Origin of the sequence: Streptomyces sp. NBC_00286, assembly GCF_036173125.1 — a bacterium.
Classification (GTDB): Bacteria; Actinomycetota; Actinomycetes; order Streptomycetales; family Streptomycetaceae; genus Streptomyces.
The window spans coordinates 4,155,581-4,179,315 of the sequence record NZ_CP108054.1; the positions used below are offsets into that span (position 1 = coordinate 4,155,581).

The following is a 23,735-nucleotide window of genomic DNA, read 5'->3' on the forward strand; positions in this document are numbered from 1 at the left end:
CGGCCTGGCAGCAGGATCTGGACTGGGGCGCGTTTCTGTTCATGACGATGGTGACCGGCTCGCGCCGCGGCGAGATGTGCGCCCTGCGCTGGTCGGACATCAACCTCGACCGCCTCGAACTCTTCGTAAAGCACTCCATCAACGGCCGCCGGATCAAGGACACCAAGACCCATCAGCGCCGCAAGCAGGCCATCGACGTGATCACACGTTCCGTTCTGGTCGCCCACCGAGCCCGTGCTGAAGAACGCTGCAGGGCGCTCGGCGGTGAACTCGCCCGCGTTGCCTTCGTGTTCTCCGGCGAAGCCGACAGCTCCGCCCCGCTCGTGCCGTCGAGCGTCAGCCAGCGATACCGCCGCCTTGCGAAGAACCTGAAGATCCACACCCACCGTCTGAAGGACCTGCGCGCGTACAACGTGACGGAGCTCCTGGGAGCCGGTACCGACGTACGAACCGTCGCCGGCCGCGTCGGCCACGGCGGCGGAGGTGCGACCACGCTGAAGTACTACGCGGCCTTCCTGGCCACCTCGGACCGCCAGGCCGTCACCGCCTTCGCCAAGCAGCTGCCGGTGCCAGAAGAGCTGCTGGCCGAGCAGCCGGTCACGACCTTCATCAACGGGCTGCGCCTGGTCTGCGAGTGCGGGAACGAGTCGCTGTGGGCGATGCTGGTGGTCACCGAGGATGGTGCTGAGGCCTTGTGCGGGCAGTGCGAGGCAGCCGTCCAAACCCGCCCGGACGCGGCCGTGGGCCCCATCGGCAGGACCATCAAGGTCGATGCTGCCCCGCCCCGCGAGCTCGCTCCCTGGGAGGCGATCGCCCAAGAGCTCGCGGGTGCCATCAAGGACGGCACGATGCTGCCCGGCGAGGACGTCCCCACGGTCGGCGACATCGCCCAGGCCCACGGCGTCTCGGTCGGTACCGCGCACCGCGCCTTCACCCAACTGAAGAAGGACGGCCTGATCGAGGTCAGTCGCGGCCGTCGGGCCGTCGTCCGCGAGGTCCACGAGGAGGCCTCCAACGCCCAATGCTGCCAGGGCATGTCGTCGACCAGAGCAAGTTCCGACGGCAGTCGGCTATGACAGGTCCCGGGCCCCCGAAAAGGGGGCGCTCTGAAGGAACAAGAGCCGCGAGAGGGACAATCCGACGCCGACGGCCGCGCTGAACGGCGCCAGACCCGCCGACGGCACCGCGCCCGCTTGAAGGCTGCTGAACTAGGGCGTTCCCGGGGCGGGTTGACCAGCAAAATCCATCTGGCGGCCGACCGGCGCTGCCGCCCGCTGGCGTTCGTCCTCGCGCCCGGACAGGCCGGCGACAGCCCGCAGTTCGTCCCGGTCCTGGAGCGGATCAAGGTGCGCGGGCCGGTCGGACGCCCGAAGACCCGGCCGGACGCGGTGGCCGCCGACAAGGCGTACTCCTCCCGCCGCAACCGCCGCTACCTGCGAGGACGAGGGATCCGCAGGGTGATCCCGGAGAAGGTGGACCAGGCCGCCAACCGCAAGAACCGCGGCCCGCGCGGCGGCCGCCCCGTCAGCCACGACGCGGACTTGTACACCGAACGCAACACCGTGGAGCGGTGCATCAACCGCCTGCGGAACTGGCGCGGCATAGCGACCCGCTTCGACAAGACCCCGCAGAGCTACGAGGCCGGGCTCCACCTGTGCGGTGCGATGCTCTGGCTCCGCAGCATCGCACCGCATTCGTGATCAAACTCCAGACAGGACCTAGCCCGGGCCGTTCACGTCGTCGAAGTGGAGAATCGCCAGTTGCGGCAATCTGCCGGCTCTGATGGTGTCGTTCGCGTACTACCCACGAGGCAGGGCACAACTGCCCGCTGAGGCGTGCGACGTTGGGCGCCACACTCATAACGGCCGCGTGGAAGGAGGCCCTCAAGAGACGACGTTGACCGAGTTCTAGCTGCCATACGCACGGCGTACGGCAGCTGTCTGCCCATAATCGCCGTATCAGTGGCCAGTCGCCGTTTCGGCGGATGCTGATGAGGTCGGAATGATGGGGCCGCCCCTTCCGTAACTTGGGCTAAGCAACCTCAGCGACGTCCGGCCGGCTAAGCAGCGACGAGTTCCACGACGCGCTGGAGATCGCGACCGGTGCGAAAGCAAGCAAGATGGGTCATGCAAGGTCCCGAGATCGGAAGTGGGCTGCCGGCTCGGCAGCTGCCAGATCGGCTGCACTCGGTCGGCCCGGGCTGGCATCCGTTGCTCCTGCGCCTACACGAACAACTCCTCGCCGTTGACCCGGGCTACCGGATCGATGACTTGAAGGAGAAGCTCGGCGGGGTCCGTATCCACGTCACCGCTGCCTCCACTGCCGCGCGCCCTGCGATGCGGTCCCTTCTCGCTGAAGCCGAAGCGCAGTCCGAGACGACTTGCGAGTTCTGTGGAGGGCCTGGGCGTCGTCGGCGACGGAGTGACGCCTCGACAGGCTGGATCAAAACAGTGTGCGACAGTTGCCACGATGCGTGGTCGGCCCACAGGATCCTGATCATCAACGGCGAGGTACACCACCGGCGGTCGGGAAGTAGCTAAGCGACATCGCTGCGGCATATCGGGCCCTTGGCGTCGCCAGCACCCGCAAGAATCAGCACCCATTGTGACATCTAACCGACAACTGATGTCAGGCCCCGTTGACGACGGTCGTCACCCCCGCAGGCCACCCCATCGCCGGTGGCCGGCATCCGCTCAGTAGAGCCGGAAGACCCGTACCTCGCCGACGTCCGGGCTGACAACCTGCACAACGGACACATCGCCGTCTCGCGCGTGGCGCAACAACTCCGGCACTCCCGCTCGCGCGGCGAACAGGGTCGAGCGCACGCCCAGGAACCCGGCCGCCAGCACGATTCAGTGCCAGCGCCCGGAACATCCGTCGGCCCGTGCCATGCGCTGCTCGTTTGCGGTCAACGCAGGGACTCGCGCCATGACGCGCCTCCCAGAAGTCATTCCCAGGACCCTCAGAGCCCGGCATTCGCGCCGTGTCGTACATGCCGTTCACCGCACCACTGCTGTCGTGCCGTACGGTCGGCCCGCGCCAGAACATCACCCCATGACCGGGTGAGGCAGGGCGCGACCGCAAGCGGGCGGGTCCGCGCAGAACGCCACCCGGATCGGTCGGGGTAGCGCTTGCGACCAGCGCGCCTACGGCCGCTCAACGTGGATCAGCGGGCGTAGCCGCCGTCGGCCATGATGGTCTGGCCAGTCACGAAGGCAGCGTCGTCGCTGGTGAGGAAGGCAATGGTGCCGGTCAAGTCTTCCGGCAGCCCGTTGCGCTTGATGGCCTGGGACTGTGCGGCCGCCGTGAGGGCTTCCTGCGGGTGGGCATTCAGGACGCCGGGTGTGATGGTCAGGGTCGGGCCGACCGCGTTGACGGTGATGCCGAACGGGGCGAGGTCGTTGGCCAGTCCGCGGCTGAAGCCGATGTTGCCCATCTTGCTCGCCATGTAGTGGGACATGCCGGGCGCGTTGGTGACGATTGAGTTGGAGGTCAGGTTGACGATGCGGCCCCAGCCGCTCTTCTTCATGGTCGGCAGCAGGGCCTTGACCATGAGGAACTGCGAGTCGAGGTTGACCGCGATGACGCGCCGCCAAGTGTCGTAGTCCAGCTCCTCGATGTCGAGGAAGGGGGAAATGCCGGCGTTGTTGACCAGGATGTCCGCCCGCCCGAACCGGTCGGCGACCTCCTTGCCCACGGCCGCGGTCTGGTCGGGATTGGACACGTCGCCTGTGAGACCCAGCACCGGGTGTCCTTTGTCGGCGAGCAAGGCGACGGTTTCCTCGGGGCTGTTGAGGTCGACCGCGACGACGGTCGCGCCGCGTGCGGCGAGGTCGACGGCGATGGCCTGGCCGATGCCGCGTCCGGCGCCGGTGACAACGGCCACTCGGTCCGTGTGTGTCTGGGGAACTGACATGTCAGAAACTCCTTTGTTGCGAACTTCCGGTCCCGCGCCTCGTGGCACGGTGCCCGGGACTTCTTTTCCGGCCCCCGCCCGGGTGAGCGTCACGCCGCGCGGCCGGCCTTGAGGGTCCTGGCGACGTTGGCGATCCGCTTGCCCTGGTAGGCGCCAGAGACGCGGGCCGTGCTGTCGCCGGGGATCTCTCCCTGGGCACCGGTCACGTGCGAGGTTCCGTAGGGATTGCCGTCGGTGAACTTGACGGGGTCGGTGAAGCCGGAGGGCTTTCCCCGGGCCGGGCGATGTGCAACCGGCGCTTCGCAAGTGCTACCGGCCGGGCCGCTCGGGCTCCATCCGGAAGCAGGCGAAGCGGGTCTTCGCGGCGGCCGTGCGCAGCTCGTCGTCGGTGGGCTGCCGGTCGCCCGGGAGGCCGAGCATCAGCCCCTTGGCGGCCTTCGGGCCTTTGCGCCGGCCGAACTCAGCCAGCAGGGCGGCGACTTCCTCGGCGTCCTCGACGACTGTCGGGACGGCGCTGTGGTCCTGGCCGCGGATGCGCAGCCGGACGGCGGGCCCTTGGCGCATGCTGGGGATCCAGCTGAGCTGGGAGGACATGGCGAGCACCGTGCCGGGGTCCCAGTCGAAGTAGCCGATGGGGACCGTGAATTCGCGGCCCGTCCTGTGCCCCTTGTAGGTGAGCAGCATCAGGCGCCCGCTCAGTGGCTTGTGGAAGCGGGAGGCGAGCAGCGGCCGTACGACCTTGTTGGCGGCTCGGAAGATCTTCACCATGGGTGGCCTGGTCGGGTTCGCCGCGGGTGTGCCGGAGGTGCTCACCAGGTGCCGCCGGGGGCGGTGTGGACGATCTCGGCCTGGTCGCGTTTGGTGTAGGCGTCCCAGTAGTGCTCGGCGATGGTCTCGGGCTCGGTGCCGGGACCGCTGCCGATGAACACCCCGATCGCCACGTGTGCGGCGTGGACCCCGTGTTCGGCAAGGTCGATGCCCAGAACCATGGCGTAGTTGCGCAGGGCTGCCGCCGCGACGCCGATGCTGCCGAACGCGCCGCCCATCGGCCGGACCGAGGAGGCGCCCGTGGAGAACAGCAGGGTGCCACTGCCGCGTTCGAGCATGGCGGGCAGCACCTGACGGACCGCGGCAACCGCTCCGTACAGGTAGTAGTCGAGCTGCTTGTGGAGATCCTGCGCCGTGGCGTCGACGGCGGCAGCGCCGGCGAAAGCGGGGTCGGCGGGCGAGTACTCCAGTACGTCGACGGCCCCGAACCGGTCGGCGACCGCGGCGAGCGCCGACTGCAGCGAGTCGGGACGCGTCACGTCCGCGGCGAAGCCCGCGGCCTCGATGCCCTCCTCGGCGAGCCGCGCGGCGAGCGCGTCGAGCTTCTCCTGGGTGCGGGAGACCAGGGCGACCTGGAAACCCTCCCTTCCGAAGCGGCGGGCGATGGACAGGCCCAGGCCGGGGCCTGCCCCGATGACGGCGATGACGGGCATGGGTGGTGCTCCTGTGGTCGGACGGGCTGGACGGATGAGGCGCACCTCCCGCCCCGACAGCAGTCAGGACTGAAAGTCGAGGGCAGCCTCATGTTCTTGGATCGTAGCAGAGAATATGAGGCACCCCTCCGGTTGGTAGGCTGAGGGACATGGCCATCGACCCTCCGTCCGCCTCCGCCGGGAACCCGGCCCCTGCCCGCCCCCTGCGGCGCGACGCGCAGCGCAATCGCGACGCCCTGCTCACCGCGGCCCGCTCCTGCTTCGCCGAGCAGGGCTTGGAGGCACCCCTGGAGCAGGTGGCCAAGCGGGCCGGGGTGGCCATCGGCACGCTGTACCGGCACTTCCCCACCCGGCTGGACCTGGTGCAGGCGACCTTCGCCGAGAAGCTGGCCGTCTGGCGGGAGGCCGCCGAGAAGGCCGTCACCATGGATGACGCCTGGGCGGGGCTGTGCCACTTCCTGGAGACGATGTGCGAACTCCAGTCACAGGACCGGGGGTTCAACGACCTGGCCTCCATGCGGTTGCCGGAGAGCGCCTGCCTGGCCGGCGCCCAGACCCGCATCCGCGAACTCGGTGTACACATCGTCGAGCGTGCGCAGGAGCAGGGCAGCCTGCGCCCCGACCTCACCCCCGAGGACCTTGCCTTCGTCATCTGGTCGCACAGCCGCGTCACCGAGGCCACCCATGCCATCGCCCCGGACGCCTGGCGCCGCCACCTCTACCTCCTGCTCGACGGCTTCCGAACCGACCGCGCCCACCCGCTGCCGGCGCCGCCGCTCACCGAGGAGCAGCTGTACCGCGCCATGATCAGCCTCGGCGGAAACGGGGCCTGCGGCGCCTGACCGTCGGGACGCGTCGTTGTCTCAACGCGCCGCGGGGACCCCCTGCCCGAGCCGGCCCAGCGGTCCGGGTCGGCCCGGCGGCGGGGCGTCCGGCGCGCGCTTCGGCGCCTGGGCGGATGTGTGGTGATACCCCCTGGGGTACATAACGCCGGAATGGGGTGGGGCATTCCGCCGACACACCGCTGCCCGGGCCGGAGAGTGTCAGGTGCGGTGCACGGCGCGGCGCAGCGGGCAGCGGGCAGCGGGCAGCGGGCAGCGGGCAGCGGGCAGCGGGCAGCGGGCAGCGGGCGACGAAGCCGTAGCAGACGCCCGCACCGGCGCCCAGCGAGGCGATGGCCGCCAGGACCGGGACCGCTACGTGGGCGGGGGCCTGCTGGATCAGGACGAAGGTGCCCATGGCCAGCACGAACCAGGCGAAGAGCCGGGAGAGGGCGTGGGCGGGGACGCGTCCGGCCAGCCGGGCTCCGGCCAGGCTGCCGACGACAGCGAACCCGGTGACGGCCAGGGTCAGGCTCCAGTCGATCTGGACGCTCGAGAGGTAGCCGGCGAAGCCCGCAGCGGACTTCATGGCGATGACCAGCAGTGAGGTGCCCACGGCCACCGGCATGGGCAGGCCGCCCAGCAGGGCCAGGGCGGGGACGACGAGGAAGCCGCCGCCCGCGCCGACCAGGCCGGTGGTGCGGCGAGCGCCGCGGCCACCGTGAGCGCGCTGAACAGCACGGTGCGGCCCGCGGTGGCGACGGTCCGCAGCACTGCTTCCGCGCCGGGGCCCCGGTCGGCCAGTTCCTCGCGGTAGCGGGAGACGATCAGCAGGCCGAAGTCGATGGACAGGCCGAGGCCCAGGGCGAAGGCCAGGCTCATCGCGCCGGTGGAGACGTCCATGAACTCCGTGGCGACCCGCAGGCCCGCCATGGTGAGCAGCAGGGAGACGATCCCGCCCAGCAGCGGGATCAAGGCGGCCACCAGCCCGCGGAAGACCAGGAAGAGCACCACCAGGATGACCGGGGTGGCGAGGAGTTCGGCCTGTGCCAGGTCGGTGTCCGAGACCTCGGCGACCTGGACGTGACCGGCAGTGGCGCCGCCGAGCAAGGCGCGGCCACGCAGGGCCGGATCGTCGTCGATGGCCTGCTGGAGCTCCTCCTCGGCCCGTACGCTCCGCTGGTCCGTCAGGGACCCCACGGCGCCCACGACCACGGTGCTGCGCCCATCCCTGGAGATCAGCGCGGTGCCCCCGGGAGAGGTGTAGTCGACCACCTGCTCGACCTCGGGACGGGATCGCAGGAGCGCCGCGGCGGCGGCGACCGCCTTCGGCGGGGTGGTGGTCGCCTCGACCGGTTCGTCGGTGCGCACCAACAGGACATGGCCCTGCTGGGGGTCGATGCCCGTGGCGCGCTCGATGATCTCGCGGGCCGCGACGTTGCTGCCGCCGGGATCGTCGTAGTCTGCCTTGCCGTTGGAGAGTCTCTCCGCCACTCGTGCAGCTTCAACAGCAGGCCGTGGCGGGCGAGTTCAGCGGTCAGCGGGGCTGTGAGCCCACTGAGGGTGGAGTGTCCGGTGACCGCGACGGAGAACGTCTTGCGGACCGGACCGCTGGACCGGCTGCGCGCACGAACCCCGGCGAGGGACACGAGAGCAGCCCACCACGTGTATCAGGTGGGCCGCTCTCAGTTCCTCAGGCTGGACCGGGATCGAAGATCTCGTGTCCGCCGACCCGGCGCCAGATGACGTGCGGCTCACCCTCGCGGAGTTCGTCTCCGTACTGCCAGGTGGCGCGCCCGTCAGGCGCCCAGGTCATTTCCATGATGGGACGTTCGCCGTCAGGGAGTCTGACTCCCTGGACCGGCTTGACCCGGAGGCCGGGCCGAAACTGCCCAGTCGCAACATCCGGTACGAACTTGTTCCGGACGGTGTCCTCGAACCGCTCTCGCTCCCGCGGAAGGAGCTTCTTGAAGTCGCGGTCGAAGCGGGCAGTCATTGCGAAAGTCGGCAATAGGGCCTCCAGGCGGGTCGAAGTCAGCTCTCCTTGTCGAGGTGCGCGAACATGCCGTCCACGTCCTCGTGGCGGGTCGTGCGCCCAGCCGCGATGTCCTCGCTGGCCTCGCGCTCACCCGCCTGCCACCGCTCCGTCCAGAACCAAGCCTGATCGGTGCGGATCTTCCTCAGTCCGTGAACCTCGACGACGCCGGCGTCGTTGATCTCGAACTCAAGCTCGTCGCCTGGGGAGACCCCCAGCGCCTCGCGTACGCCTGCGGGTAGCGTCAGCTGCCCCTTGTCGCGCACGCTGGCCTGGAACGTAGCCGCAGCCATGGATGACCTCCCACTCTCACCTTCCATGTCTCCTTCGCTACTCAGACTACCCAGGATTTCCCCAAATTGCGACTCTCCAACTCTCCAACTTTCTCACAGTCTACCATCGCCGATAGTAGACCTGGAGCGGCCCGCGTGCGTACGCGGTGTGGGTGCCGTCGCCGAGCTGCGGGTGGTGCGCCCCAAGCCCAAGTCCGTCCACGACCACGCGCTACGCCAGATCCACCAGGGCTCTGCACGGCCGTCTCAGTCCCGCGCCGCCCCGGGCAGGGACAGGTCCCAGTACGCGGCGTACCGGTCGGCGCGGCGCAGCAACTCCTCGTGGCTGCCCTGTTCGACCACCCGCCCGGCGTCCAGGAAGGCGACGCGGTCGGCCCGGCGCACGGTCCCCATGCGGTGCGCCACCAGCACCACGGTCCGGCCCGCCATCAGCTGCTCGATGCCGGCGTGCACGGCCGCCTCGTTCACCGGGTCCAGGGCCGAAGTGATCTCGTCGAGCAGCACGATCGGCGCGTCCTTCAGCAGCGCGCGGGCGATGGAGACGCGCTGCCGCTCGCCGCCCGACAGCAGCGCCCCGCCCTCGCCCACGTCCGCCGACCAGCCGCCGGGCAGCAGCTCGATCACCTCGTCGAGACGGGCCGCGGCGGCCGCGGCCCGTACCTCGGCGTCGGTGGCGTCCGGGCGGCCGAGGCGCACGTTCTCCTCGATCGTGCCGTCGAAGAGGTAGACGTCCTGGAAGACGATGGCGATCCGCGCCATCAGCGCCGCGGTGTCCATCTCCCGTACGTCCACGCCGCCGATCCGCACCGCGCCCGCGTCGACGTCGTAGAAGCGGGCGAGCAGCTGCAACAGCGTCGTCTTGCCCGCGCCTGACGGCCCGACGACGGCGAGCCGCCGGCCCTCGGGTACGGACAGCGTCACTCCGTCGGCGACCGCGCGGTCGCCGTGCCGGAAGGTGACCGCGTCGAACACGACGTCGTGACCAGCCGGTTCGCGCGGCACGCGAGGCTCCGGCAGCGGCTCGGTGCTGAGGACGTCGTCGAGGCGGGTGAGTTCGGCGCGGGCGGCTCGGATGCCGCCACTCATCTCGGCGAGGGACAGCAGCGGGTCGGCGCAGCGGGCGGCGAGCACCAGGACCGCGAGCACCTCGGCCGCGCCGATGTCCCCGCCGAGGGCGAGGTACGCGCCGAGTGCGAGCAGCGCGGTGAACACCGCCTGCACGGTGACCGCAAGACCCAGCACACCTGGCAGCGCCGAAAGGGTGGAGCGACGCGAGGCGCGGCGCAGTTCCTTCAGGGAGTCGTCCAGCAAACCGAATCGCTCGCCGGTGCGGCCGCCGGCGCGCAGCACCGGCTGGGCCTGGAGGTACTCGATGACGCGGCCGGTGGCCGCGCGCTCGCGTTCCACGCGCTCCGCGTCGGTCGCCGTCGTCGCGCGGGCCGTACGCAGCTGGACCGCGGCCACCAACGGCACAGCGGCCAGGCCGGCAAGCCCCAGCTGCCAGTTGAAGGCGAGCATCACGACGACGATCGTCAGCGGCGTCACACAGGCGGAGATGAACGGCGCCAGCAGGTGCGCGATCACGCCCATCGCCTGCAACACCCCCTGGCTGGCGAGGACGGACACCTCGCCGGTGCGGCCGGGTTGATACCAGCCGATGGGCAACCTGGCGAGGTGTTCGCCGAGGCGCTCGTACATGCCGTGCAGCATCGTCGTGCCCACGCGGAAACCGGAGCGGTCGCTGACGTACCGCAGCACCGCGTAGACCGCGACCGCCGCGCCGAAGGCGGCCAGCCAGGGCCGGGCGTCCTCGGGTGTGCTGCCGAAGAGCGCGCGCAGCACGGGCACCAGCAGGGCGTACGACAGTCCCTCGGCGAGGGCGGTCGCCGTCATCAGGGCAATGGTGCGGCGCACCGGCCCGGCGTACTCGTGGCCGAGCACATGCAGCAGTGTGCTGATCATCGGGCCTCTTCCCCTTCCATGGCATCGGCTTCCATGGCACGGGCTTCCGTGGCATCGGCTTCCATGGCACCGGCGTGGATCTTCCAGAATTCGGCGAATGCGCCGCCCCGCGCGAGGAGTTCCGCGGTCGTGCCCCGCTCCACGATCTCGCCGTCGCGCAGCATCACGACGGTGTCGGCGTCGGCGATCGTCTCCAAGCGGTGGGCGATGACCAGCGTCGTCCGCTCCTCCCGGGTCTGCGCCAGCGCCTCGCGCACCGCCTGCTCGGTCTGCGGGTCGGCGAAGGCGGTGGCCTCGTCGAGGACCAGGACGGGGGCGTCTGCGAGCAGGGCGCGGGCGATGGAGACGCGCTGCGCCTCGCCGCCGGAGAGGCGGGCGTCCTCGCCGATCACCGAGTCGTAGCCGCGGGGCAGTTCGAGGACGCGGTCGTGGATGCTCGCCCGGCGGGCGGCGCGGACAACGGCGTCGCGGTCGGCGTGCGGGACGGCGAGGGCGATGTTGTCCGCGACCGAGGCGCGCAGCAGCCGGACGTCCTGGAAGACGAAGGACACCCGCCGGTACAGCTCCTGGCTGCCCACCTCACGCAGGTCGACGCCGCCGAGGAGCACGGAGCCGTGCGTCGGGTCGTAGAACCGCGGCAGCAGCTGCACCAGCGTGGACTTGCCGCTGCCGGACGGCCCGACCACGGCGGTGATCGTCCCCGGCTCCAGCACAAGGTCGATCCCGCGCAGCACCTCGCGCCCGGCCTCGGCACCCTCGTACCCAAAACGGACGTCCCGCAGCTCCACCCGGTGCCCCTCGGGCGCCACCGGCCGTACGGGCTCGGGCAGCGACGGCTCGGCGAGTACGTCCCGGATGCGGCCGACGGCGCGTCGCGCGGCCTGGAGGTCGTCGAAGCCGTGCCCGAGCGCGGCCACGGGCGCGGTCAGCCCGAGGCCGAGGAGCAGGAAGGGCAGCAGGTCCGCCGGGGCGAGCCCGCCCCCGGTGATCCGGTACGCGCCGCCGACCAGCACCGCCAGCAGCACGAACGGCGGCGACAGCGCCACCTGCATCCCGGCGGCGACCCCGGAAAGACCGCGCACCATCCGGTAGAAGCTCCGGGTGAAGTCGCCCACCGCGGTACGGAACGCGCTGTGCGCCCGCTCCGACCCGCCGAACGCCTTCACCACCGCGATGCCCTGTACGAACTCGACCACCGACGCCGAGATCCGCCCCATCGCGGCGTCGAACTCCTTCTGCTCGCGCAGCCGCGTAGGGGTCATCATCAGCGGCACCAGCGCGACCGCCAGCAGCACAGGGATCAGCGTGATCAGCGTCAGCCGCCAGTCCACGGTGAAGAGGTAGCCGAGCGAGACCAGCGGCACCACGAAGGCGGAGACCAGCTCGCCCGGCGTGTGGGCGATGAGCGGGTGCACGGCGCTGACGTCCTCACCCACCAGCTTCGCCAGCTCCCCGGTCCGCCGCCGCGCCAGCCGGCCGATCGGCACCCGCCCGAGCCGCGCGGCGAGTTGCCGGCGCAGCGACAGCTGCACCCGGGTGTCGAGGAGGTGTCCGACGCCGGACGAGGCGGCCATGAACAGCAGCCGTACGAGCAGCCCTGCCGCGCCCGCGATCACGACGTCGCGCACGTGCCCGTCGTCGGCCGGCCCCGGCGCCAGCAGCGTACGGCCGAGTTCGACGACCGCGAGGAGCGGCGCCAGGCCGGCGACAGCGCCGATGACCTGCAGGACGACGACGAATGCGAAGCCGCCCGCGTACGGGCGCAACAGACGGGCCACACCCGGTGGTGGCGGTGCGGTGGTTCCGGTGGAAGTCATGCGCTCACCTTCGCCGCGACCGCGGCCCGCTGGATTGAAGAAATGTTCCGTTCGGGCGGGCCCGTAGCATGGACACATGTCAACTGCCGTGCGCCGACGCGTCGTTGCCCCCGTGTGGCAGGTCACGCGCCCGGCCCGGCCCGGCCGCGTACCCGGCGTCGTCCTGGCGGGGTTCCGCGACCGCGGCCCGGCTCCGGTCGACCACCGGCTCGACCCGCACCCCGTGCTGACGCTGGCGCTGGCATGCGGCGAGGCGGTGCTCGGCATCGACAAGTCGACGGGGCGGCAGCACCGCGGCAGCCTTGTCACCGGGCTCGGATTCGGCGCCGGCGGTGCGGCGCGGGTGCGGGCCGCGAACGTCGAGTGGGTGCAGGTGCGCCTGTCCCCCGCCATCGCGCGCGCCGTGCTTGGCGTGGACCCTGCTGAGCTGGAGAGCTCCGTGGTGGCCCTGGACGACCTGTGGGGAGAGCGGCGGGCGGCCCGGCTGCGCGAGCAGCTGGCCCAGGCCGCCTCGTGGGAGGAACGCTTCGCGCTCGTCGAAGCGTTCCTCGCCCGGCTGTCCGCCGCGGGGCCCGCCATCGAGCCGGAGCTGGCCTGGGCCTGGGACCGTATCGTCGCCGGGCACGGCCAGGTGCGGGTCGAAGGGCTGGCCGACGAGCTGGGCTGGAGCCGCAAGCGCCTGTGGTCCCGCTTCCACGCGCAGCTCGGCCTGCCGCCCAAGCGCGCCGCGAAGCTCGTCCGCTACGACTGGGCCGCCACCCGCCTGGCCGGGGGCCAGGCGGCGGCCAGGGTCGCGGCCGACTGCGGCTACGCCGACCAGTCCCATCTGCACCGGGACGTCGTGGCGTTCACCGGTGTGACCCCCGCAACCCTGTCCGGCCAGTCGCTCGTCGCGACGGCCGACATGGCGTGGGTGGACCACGTGCCACGCCTCTAGGGCCCATGGGGCCATGCCCCGGCCGCCCGTCTCGACGGGCCGCACCGGCCACCGCCGCCAAGCGGCGGAGATACCCGAGGTGGACGAGTTCCCGCGCGGAGTACGGATGTACGGTCCCGTCACCGGCGCCGACAGCCCGCTCGCGCCGCCGACGCGGGCGACTCCGGCTGAACGGCGGCTTCGTGGGACGGTGCGATCTGGGCTCGCGCACGAAGGACCACCCGGCTACGGCCACGGCGGCGGAGGCGCCATCACGCTCAAGTACTACGCGGCCGTCCTGGCCACCTCCGACCGCCAGGCCGTCACCGCCTTCGCCAAGCAACTGCCGGTGCCAGAAGGGCTGCTCGCCTGGCAGCCGGTCACGACCTTCATCAACGGGCTGCTCTGGTCTGCGGGTGCGGTAACGAGTCGCTGTGAGCAACGCTCGTCATCACCGACAGCGGGGCCGAAGCCCTGTGCGGCCAGTGCGAGGCAGCCGTCCAAGCCTGCCCGGACACAGAGGTGGGTCCCCTCGGACCACCAAGATGGAGGCAGCCCCACCTCGCGAACTCGCTCCCCCGGAGGCGATCGCCCAGCGCGTCCCCGCGGGTGAATGGCCGCGCGTGGCCATAGCCGGCGTCGAAAGACCCGCTGGGGGTGCCGGACGGCCGGACAGTCCTTGGACGGCCCGCGATCGTCCAAGGACCGTCCGGCCCAGCTCCAGGTCTTGGCTCTCGTACTTGTGTCAGCGCCAGTGGCCGATTTCGACGTTCTCCAGGACGCCCAGGGCGTCCGGCACCAGGACTGCCGCCGAATAGTAGGCCGTGACCAGGTACGAGATGATCGCCTGCTCGCTGATGCCCATGAAGCGAACGGACAGGCTCGGTTCGATCTCGTCCGGGATGCCGCTCTGCCTGAGCCCGATGACGCCCGCTTCCGACTCGCCCGTACGCATGCAGATGATCGATGTCGTACGGGCGTCGGAGATCGGGATCTTGTTGCAGGGGAAGATCGGCACACCGCGCCAGGCGGGCACGTGGTGGCCGTGCACCTCCACCGTGTCCGGGTACAGACCCCGCTTGCTGCACTCCCGTCCGAACGCGGCGATCGCCCTGGGGTGGGCGAGGAAGAGCTTGGATCCGCGGCGCCTGCTGAGCAGTTCGTCCATGTCGTCGGGGCTGGGCACACCGGCGTGTGGCTGCAGCCGCTGGTCGTACTCACAGTTGTGGAGCAGGCCGAACTCGCGGTTGTTGACGAGTTCGTGCTCCTGGCGTTCCTTGAGTGCCTCGACGGTGAGCCGCAACTGCTGCTCCGTCTGGTTCATCGGCTGGTTGTAGAGGTCGGCGACCCTGCTGTGGATCCGCAGCACCGTCTGCGCGACGCTCAGTTCGTACTCGCGCGGGGCCGGTTCGTAGTCCACGAAGGTGTGCGGCAGCAGGGCCTCTCCGACGTGTCCGGCCGACAGGTCGATCGCGGCCTCACCGTATTTGTTGGTGCGCTGCTCGGGAACGGACCGCACCTGCTCCAGGTGGGCTTGGAGCGATGCGGAACGGTCCGCCAGTGTCAGGACATCCTGCCGGGTGAGTGCGAGAACGGTGCAATGGGTCAGGGCACGTGCCGTGAATTCCCAGATGCCGTCGGAGGCGGTGAGGCATTGGTCGCCGAAGTAGGCGCCGTCGGCCAGTACACCGAGCACGGCGTCATCTCCGTAGGGCCCGGAGCCCACTTTCTCGACCTTGCCGTGCGCCAGCAGGAACACCGTGTCCGCCTGGCCGCCGAAGGAGGCGAGGACGTCCCCGGGCTCGTATTCCTGTTGCCGGCAGCGCCGCGCCAGTTCGCCGAGCACCTCGAGGTCGCCGTAGTCCCGCAGCGTCGGAAGCTCCCCCAGCTCGGCCGGGATCACCTCCACCTGGTCCCCCGTCTTCACGAAGGTCACGCGCCCGTCCCCGACCGCATAGTTCAGCCGGCGGTTCACCCGGTAGGTGCCACCTTCCACCTGGACCCAGGGCAGCATCCGCAGCAGCCACCTGGAGGTGATCTCCTGCATCTGCGGGACGGACTTGGTGGTGGTGGCCAGGTTCCGCGCGGCCGACGTCGCCAGGCTCTGCTGGCTCCGGTCCTGCTCCGTGCGGTTCTCGCTACCCGCCTCGACCGACATGTATTTCCCCCAAGCGTTTGTGATGGAGAATCAGTTTTTCGACAGTTTTTCGACGTGCTGAAAAAGCGTGACATTTGAAACCGGCGCTTTTCCATAACTCAAACGAGTGGGAATGAAATGCCACCGAACGGGCACCACCGAGCATTCCCCAGAGGACTACTTCCGCTTTGACGGGCTCTTTTCGGGCATGAAATTGAGCCCACATGCGAGGGCCGGGATATGAGCCGCTGATGTGCCGAGACCTGTGGGACGGGTGGGCGGGCTGGTCCAGCCACCCACCGGGCGGCGCAGTTCGGCCTCCTCGTACCGGTGGCACTGCTGGTGCCAGATGAGGATTCCGGCAAGCCAGTGCTTGAGCTCCTGTGCGTACCCGGTGAGCGTGGCCCGTGTGCCGGAGTCGAGATTCAGCTGGTCGAACATCTCCGGAAGCTCGGTGGACACCACGCGTTCGAACTCCCGCATCCGCGAGGTCATCAGATCGGCGACGATGCCGAGCGCTTCGGTGAGGCCGCAGTCGAAGAAGTCCTGGACCACGAGGACGGCGTTGTGGATCTCACCCTCGAACTCGATCTCCTTCTGGTACGAGTACAGGTCGTTGATCAGGGCCGCGTAGTCCGCCGCCGAGTTCTGCATCGCCTGGACGGGACGGCTCCGGTACGCCTCCGGCGGCACCGTGCGCCCGTGGGACAGGCGGCACAGACTCATGGTGAGGTCCGCCCCGAAGGTCTTGCGCCGCATCTCGATGTAGTCGACCGGGTCGGGGACGCGGTTCTCCGCCGCGTTGCACAGTTCCCACACCCAGCTGCCGGTCATGTCCTCGATGGTGCCGCGGAACGCGCGGCGTGCGGCGGTCGTCATCGGGCCGGCCGTACGGGACCACAGGTCCGCGAGCCCGCGTTCCAGCGCGTTCGCCGGGGTGGGGACCGCCGTGGAGTCCACCGGCATGAACGCGGACAGCCGCTCGTTGCACAGCCTGGCGCCGGTGAGGTCGGACCGGGGTCCGAACACGGCGGGGTAGTAGTCGTCGGCGTACGTTCCCCAGGTGAGCCAGTGCGTCGTCAGGTCCAGCTCTTCGGGGGAGGCGTCCGGATGGATGCCCGCCGAGCACAGGGCGAAGTCGAAGGCCCGCAGCTTGTGTTCGTCCCAGATGCCGGGACCGGGCACGCCGGGCAGCGGCTCCAGCATGCCCACCGTGCGGGCCCAGTCGACGACGTGCTCGCGTGAGTCGTCCAGATGAGGACTCAGCTCTGTGGTGAACGGCATGTACAGCTCGGGGACGGGGACCGGCCCGACCCGCTGGAACGGCACATGCGCGTGGCTGCGCAACCGCTTCGGCATCGTCGCCGCCACCGAGGCCGTGATGCGGGCCGCGGAGGTGCCCAGACCGGTCGGACCGTGCAGGACACCCGCCAGGCCGCCCGCCGGACCGCCCGGGATGGCTGACGCGCTCGCCCTGACCGGTGAGCCCCCGGCCGTTGAGCCTGCGGTCGTCGAGCCCCCGGCCGCGCCGTTCATATAGCGGCTGGAGCGCATGTGCCATTCGTGGCCGCCCGCCTGCCAGTCCTGGAGTCCCTTGACGTAGGCCAGGACGTCGGCGCAGGACTGCGGGGGCAGGCCGTGCTCGGCGAACAACGGTGCCAGCTCGGTCAGCGCGGTGTGCTCGAACTGCTGCAGCCGAGAGGTGAGCAGCTCGTTGACGGCGTCGGCGGCCTGCTGGGTGTCGCAGCCCAGGAACTTCTCGAAGACCAGTACGCCGTTGGAGAGTTCACCCTCGTCCTCGATCTCCCGCTGGTAGGAGAACAGGTCGTTCCGCAGGTGCACCGCGTCGGAGAAGGCGTCCCGGAGCACGAGCATGGGACGGCAGGCAGCGATCGGCTCCGGCACCTCGGCGCCCGCGGCGTACTCGACGAGACCCGCGGACCAGGGGGCACCGCCCACCTTGCGCCGCATCTCGATGTACTCCAGCGGATTGGCGACACGGCCGTCGGAGATGTTGCGCAGCTCCCACAGGGATTCCTCGAGCAGGGCTTTCGTGCTCGTCGCGAACCGGCGGCGCCAGTCCTGGGACATGGCCGGCACGGTGCGGGCCCACAGGTCGGCCAGGCCGCGCTCGACCGCGCTGGCCGGCTCCGCGGGCGCACCCCCGGGCTCCATCGGCATGAAGGCCGGCAACCGGTCGAGGTAGGCGCGGGCTCCGGAAAGGTCCTGGCTGCGCTTGAAACGCCGCAGGAAGTCGTCGTCGAAGAAGAACACCCACACGTACCACTCGGTGACCAAGGTCAGCTCGGCGGCCGGGGCATCGGGATGGGTGTACGAGCACAGCAAGGCGTAGTCGTGGGAGTCGAAGTCACGGCTGTCCCAGACCTCCGACCCCTCGATCATCCCCATCCTGCGGGCCCAGGTCTTGGAGTCCTTCCGCACCGTCTCCAGGTGGGGGCTGAGCCGTGCCGGGTACGGCTCGTAGAAGTCCGGAAGTTTGAAGGGCTGTGACATGGTCTGCCTCTCGTTCCTCTCTGTGGAGGTGCTGCTTTCCGGATGCGTCGCTCTTTCGGACGACGGGCTCTCCGGGACGGCGCCGTGGCCGTGGCCGACGGCGGTCAGCGTGCGGCTGAGCCGACGGCGGTCAGCGTGCGGTTGAGTCGACGGCGGGGAAGAGGTCGAGGAAGGGGCCGGCCGCCGTGCCGGCGTCCCGGCTGAAGGACGAGTCGAATTCCCAGATCAAGAAGAGCAGGAAGGCGATCAGGGCGCTGAACAGGCCGGCGAGCAGCAATTCCGGTGGGGAGGTGCGGATCTGCAGGGTGAAGATCATGCCGATCGTCACCAGCGCGCCCGCGATGAGACCGAACCAGACCACACCCGGCATCGCCCCACCCGCGCTGTCGCCCCGGGAACCCCGGGCGTCATCGGCGACGGCGACCTGGTCGACCATCGGCTGGTAGGCCCGGTCCTCCTGGTCGGTCCGCGGTTCGTAGCCGGCGACGTCCTTGCGTACCCGCGCGAACAATTCCGTTCCCCGGTCGGACAGTTCGCCGTGATCGGCCATGACCTGCCACTCCTCGTCGACCACATACTGCACGTAGGCGTCGATGTCCTTCTTGATGCGGTCCCGTACGGCCGCCGGGTACGCCTGGGCACGCTCGTTGACCTCGTGCAGGGCCTGGGCCTCGGCGCGTACGTTCTCATGCGCGGCACCGCGCGCCTCCCAGCCACCGGCGATGGCGAGTCCGAGCACGATCGCGTAGACAACGCCGATCATCATGGTCATGTACTCGATGACATCGGGGGTCTCGGTGGGATCGTCGTCGTCAGGGATACGCCGGTGCCTGAGCAGGGTGATGGCCAGAACCACCACGCAGGCCGAGGCCATCACCAGGGCCAGGACCAGCCATTGCGACATGGAGCCTCCGTAGAGCGGCAGGGTCGGTGGGGCTTGCGGTGGGGGCCTGGTCCGGTCGCTGCGTTTCAGCCTGTGGCGGTGGTGAGGGGGCGCGAACCGGGCCCTAACGGCCGCCGCCCCCGGACGAGGAACGTGTGCGCAGGGCCGCCGCGGCCAGGACCGCCGGAGCGATGAGCAGCAGGGCCAGGGTCATCAACGGGGTCCCGTCGCGTGTCGCTCTGCGCGGCGGGGCTTGGTACGTCCGGTGCTTGACGGGTTGCGGGGCCGGCGCCGCCCGCTCCGGCTGTTTCGGCTTCTGGCTCGGCGTACCGGCCGCCTTCGAGGGGTGCGGCCGGGTCGGCACGGGAAGCGCGGTCTGCGGAGCCGCGGCCCTCGGTGGGGAGGGCGTGGGTGCCGGGAAGGTAGGAGTGGGGGCAGGTGGCGTAGGGGTGGGTGCCGGTGCGGTACGGGTGGGGGCAGGGGGGCTCGGAAGCGAGGGCTCAGGACGCGGAGTAGGTGGGGGCGTCGCGGGCGGCGTGGCGGGTGGCCTCTCGCACGGTCGCTTCCATACGAGGCTCAGCTGCGGATGGGGCGCCGTGCGCGCTGTCACGGCCACGTACGAGTGCGGGCAGGCGTCACACCCCACGGTCAGGAGGGAGTGGCTGCCCTCGGTGTCAACGACGATCCCACGGCATCCAGGCGCGGGCCCCGCCGTCACTTCGACACGTACACCGTGGGACGGCGGGTTGTCCGTGTCGGCCGAATCCGCCCGCACCGCACCACCCGTGAGTGCAACCGAGCCCAGCACGACAACGGCGGCGATGCTCACTCGCGTCAGTCCCCCGCGGGCCGGCCTGATCCCCCACTCCGTCATGTCTTCAAGACTGTGCAGGCAGACCTGCGGGCAATCGGGATACGTCGCGCACCCCTCGGACGAGCCATGCCACGACCTGCTGTGCGAATAGACAGGAGCGGGGTGCCTCCGGCGGTTGGGCGGGTGCGGGTGGGTTGTGGTTGCTCGCGCAGTTCCCCGCGCCCCTAGGTGGTTGGTGGGTGCGGGGCCGCGGGCCGGTGCGTCAGCCCGTCGCCAACAGGGCATACGGCCCCTTGCTTCCACAGGGTGCTGGTGTGCCCAGACCGAAGCTAAGCGACGGGCATACGACGCACCGGCCCACGTCCCCTCCCGCCGGAGGGAGGGTGCCGGTTTCGTCGTGGTGCGGGCTTTTCGGTTCGCTTGCTCTTCAGGGTGCGGGCAGTCGCAGGCTGTTTAGGGGCGCGGGGAACTGCGCGACCAGCCACAACGCACCCGCAGACGCGACACGAAGTGTCACCCACCACCCCCTGGCGGGGGGCCTGGGGCGGAGCCCCAGTTTCGGGAAGGGGCGGGGCTGGGGAACAGTGCGAAGCCACAACGCACCCGCAGCCGCGATACAACATGTCGCCCCCACCCCGGTAGGCACCCCACCCGGCAATCGGACGCTTACGAGCCCGTGACGTGCGAACGCGAACTGGATGCCGTTTGACGATTGACGTGGCACCATCAGGGTCGCCGGACACCCGCGAGTCCGTGTCCCCGGGCCCGCGGGGCGAAGAGGCGGAGCCGACGACTGGCAGCAGCAACTCCTGAAGGATGTGTCCATGCGGCGGACCCTGAAGACGTCGGACCCTGTACGAGCCCGGTCCCTGCGCAGGGCGCTCATCGCGCTTCTGGTTGCCGCTGTTGCCACCGCCCTGGTGATCGGCGGCATTGCCGTGTCCAACGCGGTGAACCAGCCGGAGCTTCGGATACGCGGCATCCCCAGCAACGGCGTGCTGAACGCCGCCGCGCTTTCCAAGGGCACGCTCACGGTGGACACCGAAGACACGGACGGCAGCGGCGACGACGCGTCGCTGAACAGTGAGGCGCTGCGCAATGTCGAGGTCAGGCTGAACGGCGAGATCGTTCCCACCCTCTGGGTCGGAAACCACCGGGTGCTCGATGTGGCGGCGTTGCGGGACGGGAACTACGAGCTGACGGTGACCACCGACCTGGGCCTGCTCTGGAGCGAGATCACTCTCAGTCGCCGCTTCGTCGTGGACACCACCAAGTCTTGATCCCAAGGTCCCTCGTACGGAGTCCGACGGCCTTTCAGTGGCTGCCCGCACGCCCGTTCCTCAACGGGCGTGCGCGTCACTCCTCACCCGCCCCGTTCGACGTCGCGCAGGCGATGAGGAGTACACCCAGCACGACGTTCCATACGCTGAGCCAGGTCGGCATATCCAGGACGCGATGCCCTCCGATGCCCATCACAACGAGGTAGAACCCGGACATCCTCATGAAGTGCGGCGGCACGCGGCCCCCCTCGTCGAGTCGAACGGATGACTGCGGAATCGGCGAAATCCGCGTATCTCAACGCGACATCGGGATGGCTATCGGGCCTCGACAGCTGTCGCACTTCGGCAGGTAGGGATTGTCGCTGGCTTCGAGTGCGCAGTTCGCGCAGAGCAACCGGCCGCATGCGGTGCAGATCAGGGCTATGCCATCAAGTGCGCCGTCATGACTGACCGTCACGGACGACTGGGACTGAAGCCTCTCACCGTCGCCCTTTTCGGGTAAGGCACGGAAATCCCATGGATGTGTCGCTCAGTTGCAAGCGCCCCCACACGAACCCGAACAAAATTACAGGCCTCTGGGACACGAGAGGCACGAGGTACGACTTCCATGAACGAAACGACCACGACTCACGCGGCAACGGACGAGGCGGCCGGCGACCCGGCGGCGGATGTCGCAGGCCTGATGCAGATGATCGCCGGCGGCGCGATCCTCCAGACCCTGCACGCGGTTGCCGAACTCAACATCGCCGACCACCTTGCCGACGGAGCTCGCACGGCGAAGGAGGTGGCCGAGCGCGAGGGCAGCCATGAGCGGTCCACGTTCCGTTTGATGCGTGCCGCCGCTTCGCTGGGAGTGCTCAGTTACGAAGGGTCGGGGCGCTTCGGCCTGACCGGGCGGGGCCAGATGCTGCGTACCGATGTGCCGGGCTCCCTGCGCTCCTTGGTGCTGATCCAGGCCGGGGAGTCGCACTGGCAGCCCTGGAGCCTGTTCCCCGAGGCGGTGCGGCAGGGCACGAGCCAGGCGAAGAAGGCGCTGGGCGCGGACGTCTTCGACTACTACGCGCGGCCGGAGAAGGCCGACAAGGCCAAGCTGTTCGCCGATTCCATGCGGGACTTGGCCGGCATGGTGACCCAGGGCATCCTGGCCGAGGCCGACACAAAGGGCCTGTCCACGGCGATCGACGTCGGTGGCGGCGACGGACACCTCGTACTGGCGCTCATGGAGGCCGATCCCGCTCTGCAGGGCCAGGTACTCGACCTGCCGCACGCCATCGAGGACGCGATCCAGCAGGCCGAACGGCGGGGCCTGTCCGACCGTTTCTCCGGTGTGCCGGGCGACTTCTTCGACGAAGTACGCAACGCGGATCTCTACCTCCTCAAGACCGTGCTCCACGACTGGGACGACGAGCGCTGTACGACGATCCTGCGCAACTGCCGTTCCGCGGCGGGCGAAGGCGGGCGCGCCCTGGTGGTGGAAATGCTCGTCGACCAGGAGATCGGCAAGCCCGACTTCGCCACCATCGCGGACGTGACGATGCTCTGCGTCACGGGCGGCATCGAACGAGACCTTGACGAATTCGACGCGCTCTTCGAGGCCACCTGCTGGCGCCGCGGCAAGACCTACCCCGTCGGCGGCGGCTACTTCGCCATGGAACTCGAGGCCATCTGACCAGCTGGTCAGGGGAATGCCATGTCAACAATTCTCATTACCGGTGCCAATCGGGGTATTGGCTACGAAACGGCCCGTGCCCTCATCACCGAGGGCCACACCGTATGGCTGGGCTGCCGGGACGAGGCCCGAGGGGAGCGCGCCGCCGACGAGCTGGGCGGGCGATTCGTACGGCTCGACGTCACCGACGACGCCTCCGCCCAAGCTGCCGCCGCGACCGTCGGCCAACTCGACGTACTGGTCAACAACGCGGGCCTGCTGGAACCGCCGACGCACATCGGAAACCTCACGTCCGACCTCGTGCACCAGATTTTCGACACCAATGTCTTCGGTGCCGTACGCGTCACGACGGCCTTTCTGCCTCTCCTCTCGGAGTCGACGCGGCCGGCGGTCGTCAACGTGACCAGCAGCATTGGCTCGTTGGCCAAATCGGCCGATCCGGACGACGAATTCGCCGCCTACCCGCAGGATGTGTATCGCGCTTCCAAGGCGGCCCTCAATATGTTCACCGTCCAGTACGCCAAGGCATATCCGGCTATGCGGATCAATTGCGTAGACCCGGGTCTGACGGCGACCGACATGATGGGCGGTCAGGTGGGCCAGCCGCCGGCCCAAGCGGCCGCGACCGTCGCCAAGGTTGCTCTCCTCGGCCCGGACGGCCCGACGGGACAGTTCCTCGGTGCCGACGGGGTCGTCCCGTGGTGACCTGGGACGCAAAGCCCAGCGGGGACGCGAAGCCCAGGGCGGCCCTCACCGAGACCATCGACCGCTTCGTCGACAGCTTCAACGTCCAGGACCTCGACCTCGCCATGTCCTTCTTCGCCGAGGACGCCGAGTACCGTCCCGGCGACGGCGCCGTCCACCGCGGACCCGCACAGATCCGTGCCGCGTTCGTGCCGATCTTCTCGGGGAAGTTCGGCCTGGTCACCTTCGACGAACACGACCGGCTCATCGACGAACAGCAGCGTCGCGCGGCCATCCGCTGGACCTGCCGTCTCGACCTGGCGCCCCAGCACACCTGCGGCACCAAGTCTGTGCTGCGCTGGGCCCTCCGCGCCCGCTACGGCAGCCGGATGCGCTGGGAAGGAACCGACATCTTCCACTTCGACGAGGAGCTGCGCATCACCGGCAAGTACACCTACGCGAGCTTCCGCCGCCCCATCATGCTCAAGGGCTGACCACTGACCGTCTGGTGCT

At 69.7% G+C, this 23,735-nt stretch carries 21 protein-coding genes and 2 pseudogenes; 8 read left to right on the forward strand and 15 right to left on the reverse strand.

The annotated features are described in order from the left end of the window. Nucleotides 1-35 precede the first annotated feature (35 nt). Nucleotides 36-1,076: a tyrosine-type recombinase/integrase gene (locus tag OHT21_RS18740; RefSeq protein WP_328774140.1), complete on the forward strand. Its 1,041-nt coding sequence runs from the start codon at nt 36-38 to the stop codon at nt 1,074-1,076. Nucleotides 1,077-1,148: 72 nt separating this feature from the next. Further along, nucleotides 1,149-1,700, forward strand: a pseudogene (locus OHT21_RS18745) (IS5 family transposase); the annotation flags it as partial. A gap of 993 nt (nt 1,701-2,693) precedes the next feature. Here OHT21_RS18745 and OHT21_RS18750 read toward each other — a convergent pair. From OHT21_RS18750 to OHT21_RS18770, 5 genes and pseudogenes are all read right to left on the reverse strand, one after another. After that, complete coding sequence (locus tag OHT21_RS18750; RefSeq protein ID WP_328769487.1) at nt 2,694-2,825, reverse strand: hypothetical protein; 132 nt, start codon at nt 2,823-2,825, stop codon at nt 2,694-2,696. Between the two features lie 341 nt (nt 2,826-3,166). Further along, a complete protein-coding gene (locus tag OHT21_RS18755; protein ID WP_328769488.1) occupies nt 3,167-3,916 on the reverse strand; it encodes an SDR family NAD(P)-dependent oxidoreductase in 750 nt (249 codons plus the stop codon). Between the two features lie 89 nt (nt 3,917-4,005). After that, nucleotides 4,006-4,176, reverse strand: a pseudogene (locus OHT21_RS18760) (NAD(P)H dehydrogenase); the annotation flags it as partial. 49 nt (nt 4,177-4,225) lie between these two features. Further along, nucleotides 4,226-4,684: a nitroreductase/quinone reductase family protein gene (locus OHT21_RS18765; protein ID WP_328769489.1), complete on the reverse strand. Its 459-nt coding sequence runs from the start codon at nt 4,682-4,684 to the stop codon at nt 4,226-4,228. Nucleotides 4,685-4,725: 41 nt separating this feature from the next. Then, the gene (locus tag OHT21_RS18770; protein WP_328769490.1) at nt 4,726-5,397 is read right to left on the reverse strand and encodes an SDR family NAD(P)-dependent oxidoreductase; all 672 of its coding nucleotides are present in this window, start codon (nt 5,395-5,397) and stop codon (nt 4,726-4,728) included. A 149-nt stretch (nt 5,398-5,546) separates the two neighbouring features. Between OHT21_RS18770 and OHT21_RS18775 the strand changes: the two genes are divergently transcribed. Next, nucleotides 5,547-6,239 carry a TetR/AcrR family transcriptional regulator gene (locus OHT21_RS18775; protein WP_328769491.1) on the forward strand — a complete coding sequence of 231 codons (693 nt, stop codon included), beginning with the start codon at nt 5,547-5,549 and terminating at the stop codon, nt 6,237-6,239. Here the strand turns inward: OHT21_RS18775 and OHT21_RS18780 are convergent. From OHT21_RS18780 to OHT21_RS18805, 6 genes are all read right to left on the reverse strand, one after another. After that, nucleotides 6,205-6,909, reverse strand: a complete 705-nt coding sequence (locus OHT21_RS18780) for a TSUP family transporter (protein WP_328774141.1) — start codon at nt 6,907-6,909, stop codon at nt 6,205-6,207. The genes OHT21_RS18775 and OHT21_RS18780 overlap by 35 nt on opposite strands. Beyond that, nucleotides 6,804-7,712 carry an MMPL family transporter gene (locus tag OHT21_RS18785; RefSeq protein ID WP_328769492.1) on the reverse strand — a complete coding sequence of 303 codons (909 nt, stop codon included), beginning with the start codon at nt 7,710-7,712 and terminating at the stop codon, nt 6,804-6,806. The genes OHT21_RS18780 and OHT21_RS18785 overlap by 106 nt, the downstream gene beginning before the upstream one ends. Before the next feature lie 199 nt (nt 7,713-7,911). Next, nucleotides 7,912-8,214: a hypothetical protein gene (locus tag OHT21_RS18790; protein WP_328769493.1), complete on the reverse strand. Its 303-nt coding sequence runs from the start codon at nt 8,212-8,214 to the stop codon at nt 7,912-7,914. Between the two features lie 38 nt (nt 8,215-8,252). Continuing rightward, nucleotides 8,253-8,546, reverse strand: a complete 294-nt coding sequence (locus OHT21_RS18795; RefSeq protein ID WP_079130912.1) for an AbrB/MazE/SpoVT family DNA-binding domain-containing protein — start codon at nt 8,544-8,546, stop codon at nt 8,253-8,255. A 246-nt stretch (nt 8,547-8,792) separates the two neighbouring features. After that, nucleotides 8,793-10,508: an ABC transporter ATP-binding protein gene (locus tag OHT21_RS18800; protein WP_328769494.1), complete on the reverse strand. Its 1,716-nt coding sequence runs from the start codon at nt 10,506-10,508 to the stop codon at nt 8,793-8,795. Next, on the reverse strand, nt 10,505-12,325 hold the full coding sequence (locus OHT21_RS18805) for an ABC transporter ATP-binding protein (RefSeq protein WP_443050391.1): 1,821 nt from the start codon (nt 12,323-12,325) through the stop codon (nt 10,505-10,507). Before OHT21_RS18805 ends, OHT21_RS18800 begins: the two co-directional genes overlap by 4 nt. A 76-nt stretch (nt 12,326-12,401) precedes the next feature. Between OHT21_RS18805 and OHT21_RS18810 the strand changes: the two genes are divergently transcribed. Further along, nucleotides 12,402-13,262, forward strand: a complete 861-nt coding sequence (locus OHT21_RS18810) for a helix-turn-helix domain-containing protein (RefSeq protein ID WP_328769495.1) — start codon at nt 12,402-12,404, stop codon at nt 13,260-13,262. Nucleotides 13,263-13,986: 724 nt separating this feature from the next. Here the strand turns inward: OHT21_RS18810 and OHT21_RS18815 are convergent. The 3 genes from OHT21_RS18815 to OHT21_RS18825 all read right to left on the reverse strand — a co-directional run bounded on the left by OHT21_RS18815 (nt 13,987) and on the right by OHT21_RS18825 (nt 18,796). Continuing rightward, nucleotides 13,987-15,399 (reverse strand): family 2B encapsulin nanocompartment shell protein, encoded by a 1,413-nt coding sequence (locus tag OHT21_RS18815; RefSeq protein WP_328769496.1) that lies wholly within the window; start codon nt 15,397-15,399, stop codon nt 13,987-13,989. Nucleotides 15,400-15,555: 156 nt separating this feature from the next. Beyond that, nucleotides 15,556-17,892, reverse strand: coding sequence for a family 2 encapsulin nanocompartment cargo protein terpene cyclase (locus OHT21_RS18820; RefSeq protein WP_328769497.1), 2,337 nt, complete (start codon nt 17,890-17,892; stop codon nt 15,556-15,558). A gap of 130 nt (nt 17,893-18,022) precedes the next feature. After that, nucleotides 18,023-18,796 carry a bestrophin-like domain gene (locus OHT21_RS18825; protein ID WP_328769498.1) on the reverse strand — a complete coding sequence of 258 codons (774 nt, stop codon included), beginning with the start codon at nt 18,794-18,796 and terminating at the stop codon, nt 18,023-18,025. 1,617 nt (nt 18,797-20,413) lie between these two features. On the opposite strand from OHT21_RS18825, the gene OHT21_RS18830 reads away from it, so the two are divergent. Then, nucleotides 20,414-20,869: a hypothetical protein gene (locus tag OHT21_RS18830; RefSeq protein WP_328769499.1), complete on the forward strand. Its 456-nt coding sequence runs from the start codon at nt 20,414-20,416 to the stop codon at nt 20,867-20,869. Between the two features lie 76 nt (nt 20,870-20,945). On the opposite strand, the gene OHT21_RS18835 is transcribed toward OHT21_RS18830, so the two are convergent. After that, on the reverse strand, nt 20,946-21,107 hold the full coding sequence (locus OHT21_RS18835; protein ID WP_328769500.1) for a hypothetical protein: 162 nt from the start codon (nt 21,105-21,107) through the stop codon (nt 20,946-20,948). Between the two features lie 369 nt (nt 21,108-21,476). Here OHT21_RS18835 and OHT21_RS18840 point away from each other — a divergent pair, with 369 nt between their 5' ends. From OHT21_RS18840 to OHT21_RS18850, 3 genes are read left to right on the forward strand one after another with little or no spacing between them, the layout of a single operon-like run. Further along, nucleotides 21,477-22,538 (forward strand): methyltransferase, encoded by a 1,062-nt coding sequence (locus OHT21_RS18840; RefSeq protein WP_328769501.1) that lies wholly within the window; start codon nt 21,477-21,479, stop codon nt 22,536-22,538. Nucleotides 22,539-22,559: 21 nt separating this feature from the next. Next, on the forward strand, nt 22,560-23,243 hold the full coding sequence (locus OHT21_RS18845) for an SDR family NAD(P)-dependent oxidoreductase (RefSeq protein ID WP_328769502.1): 684 nt from the start codon (nt 22,560-22,562) through the stop codon (nt 23,241-23,243). Beyond that, complete coding sequence (locus OHT21_RS18850) at nt 23,240-23,716, forward strand: YybH family protein (RefSeq protein WP_328769503.1); 477 nt, start codon at nt 23,240-23,242, stop codon at nt 23,714-23,716. The genes OHT21_RS18845 and OHT21_RS18850 overlap by 4 nt, the downstream gene beginning before the upstream one ends. Nucleotides 23,717-23,735: the final 19 nt, after the last annotated feature.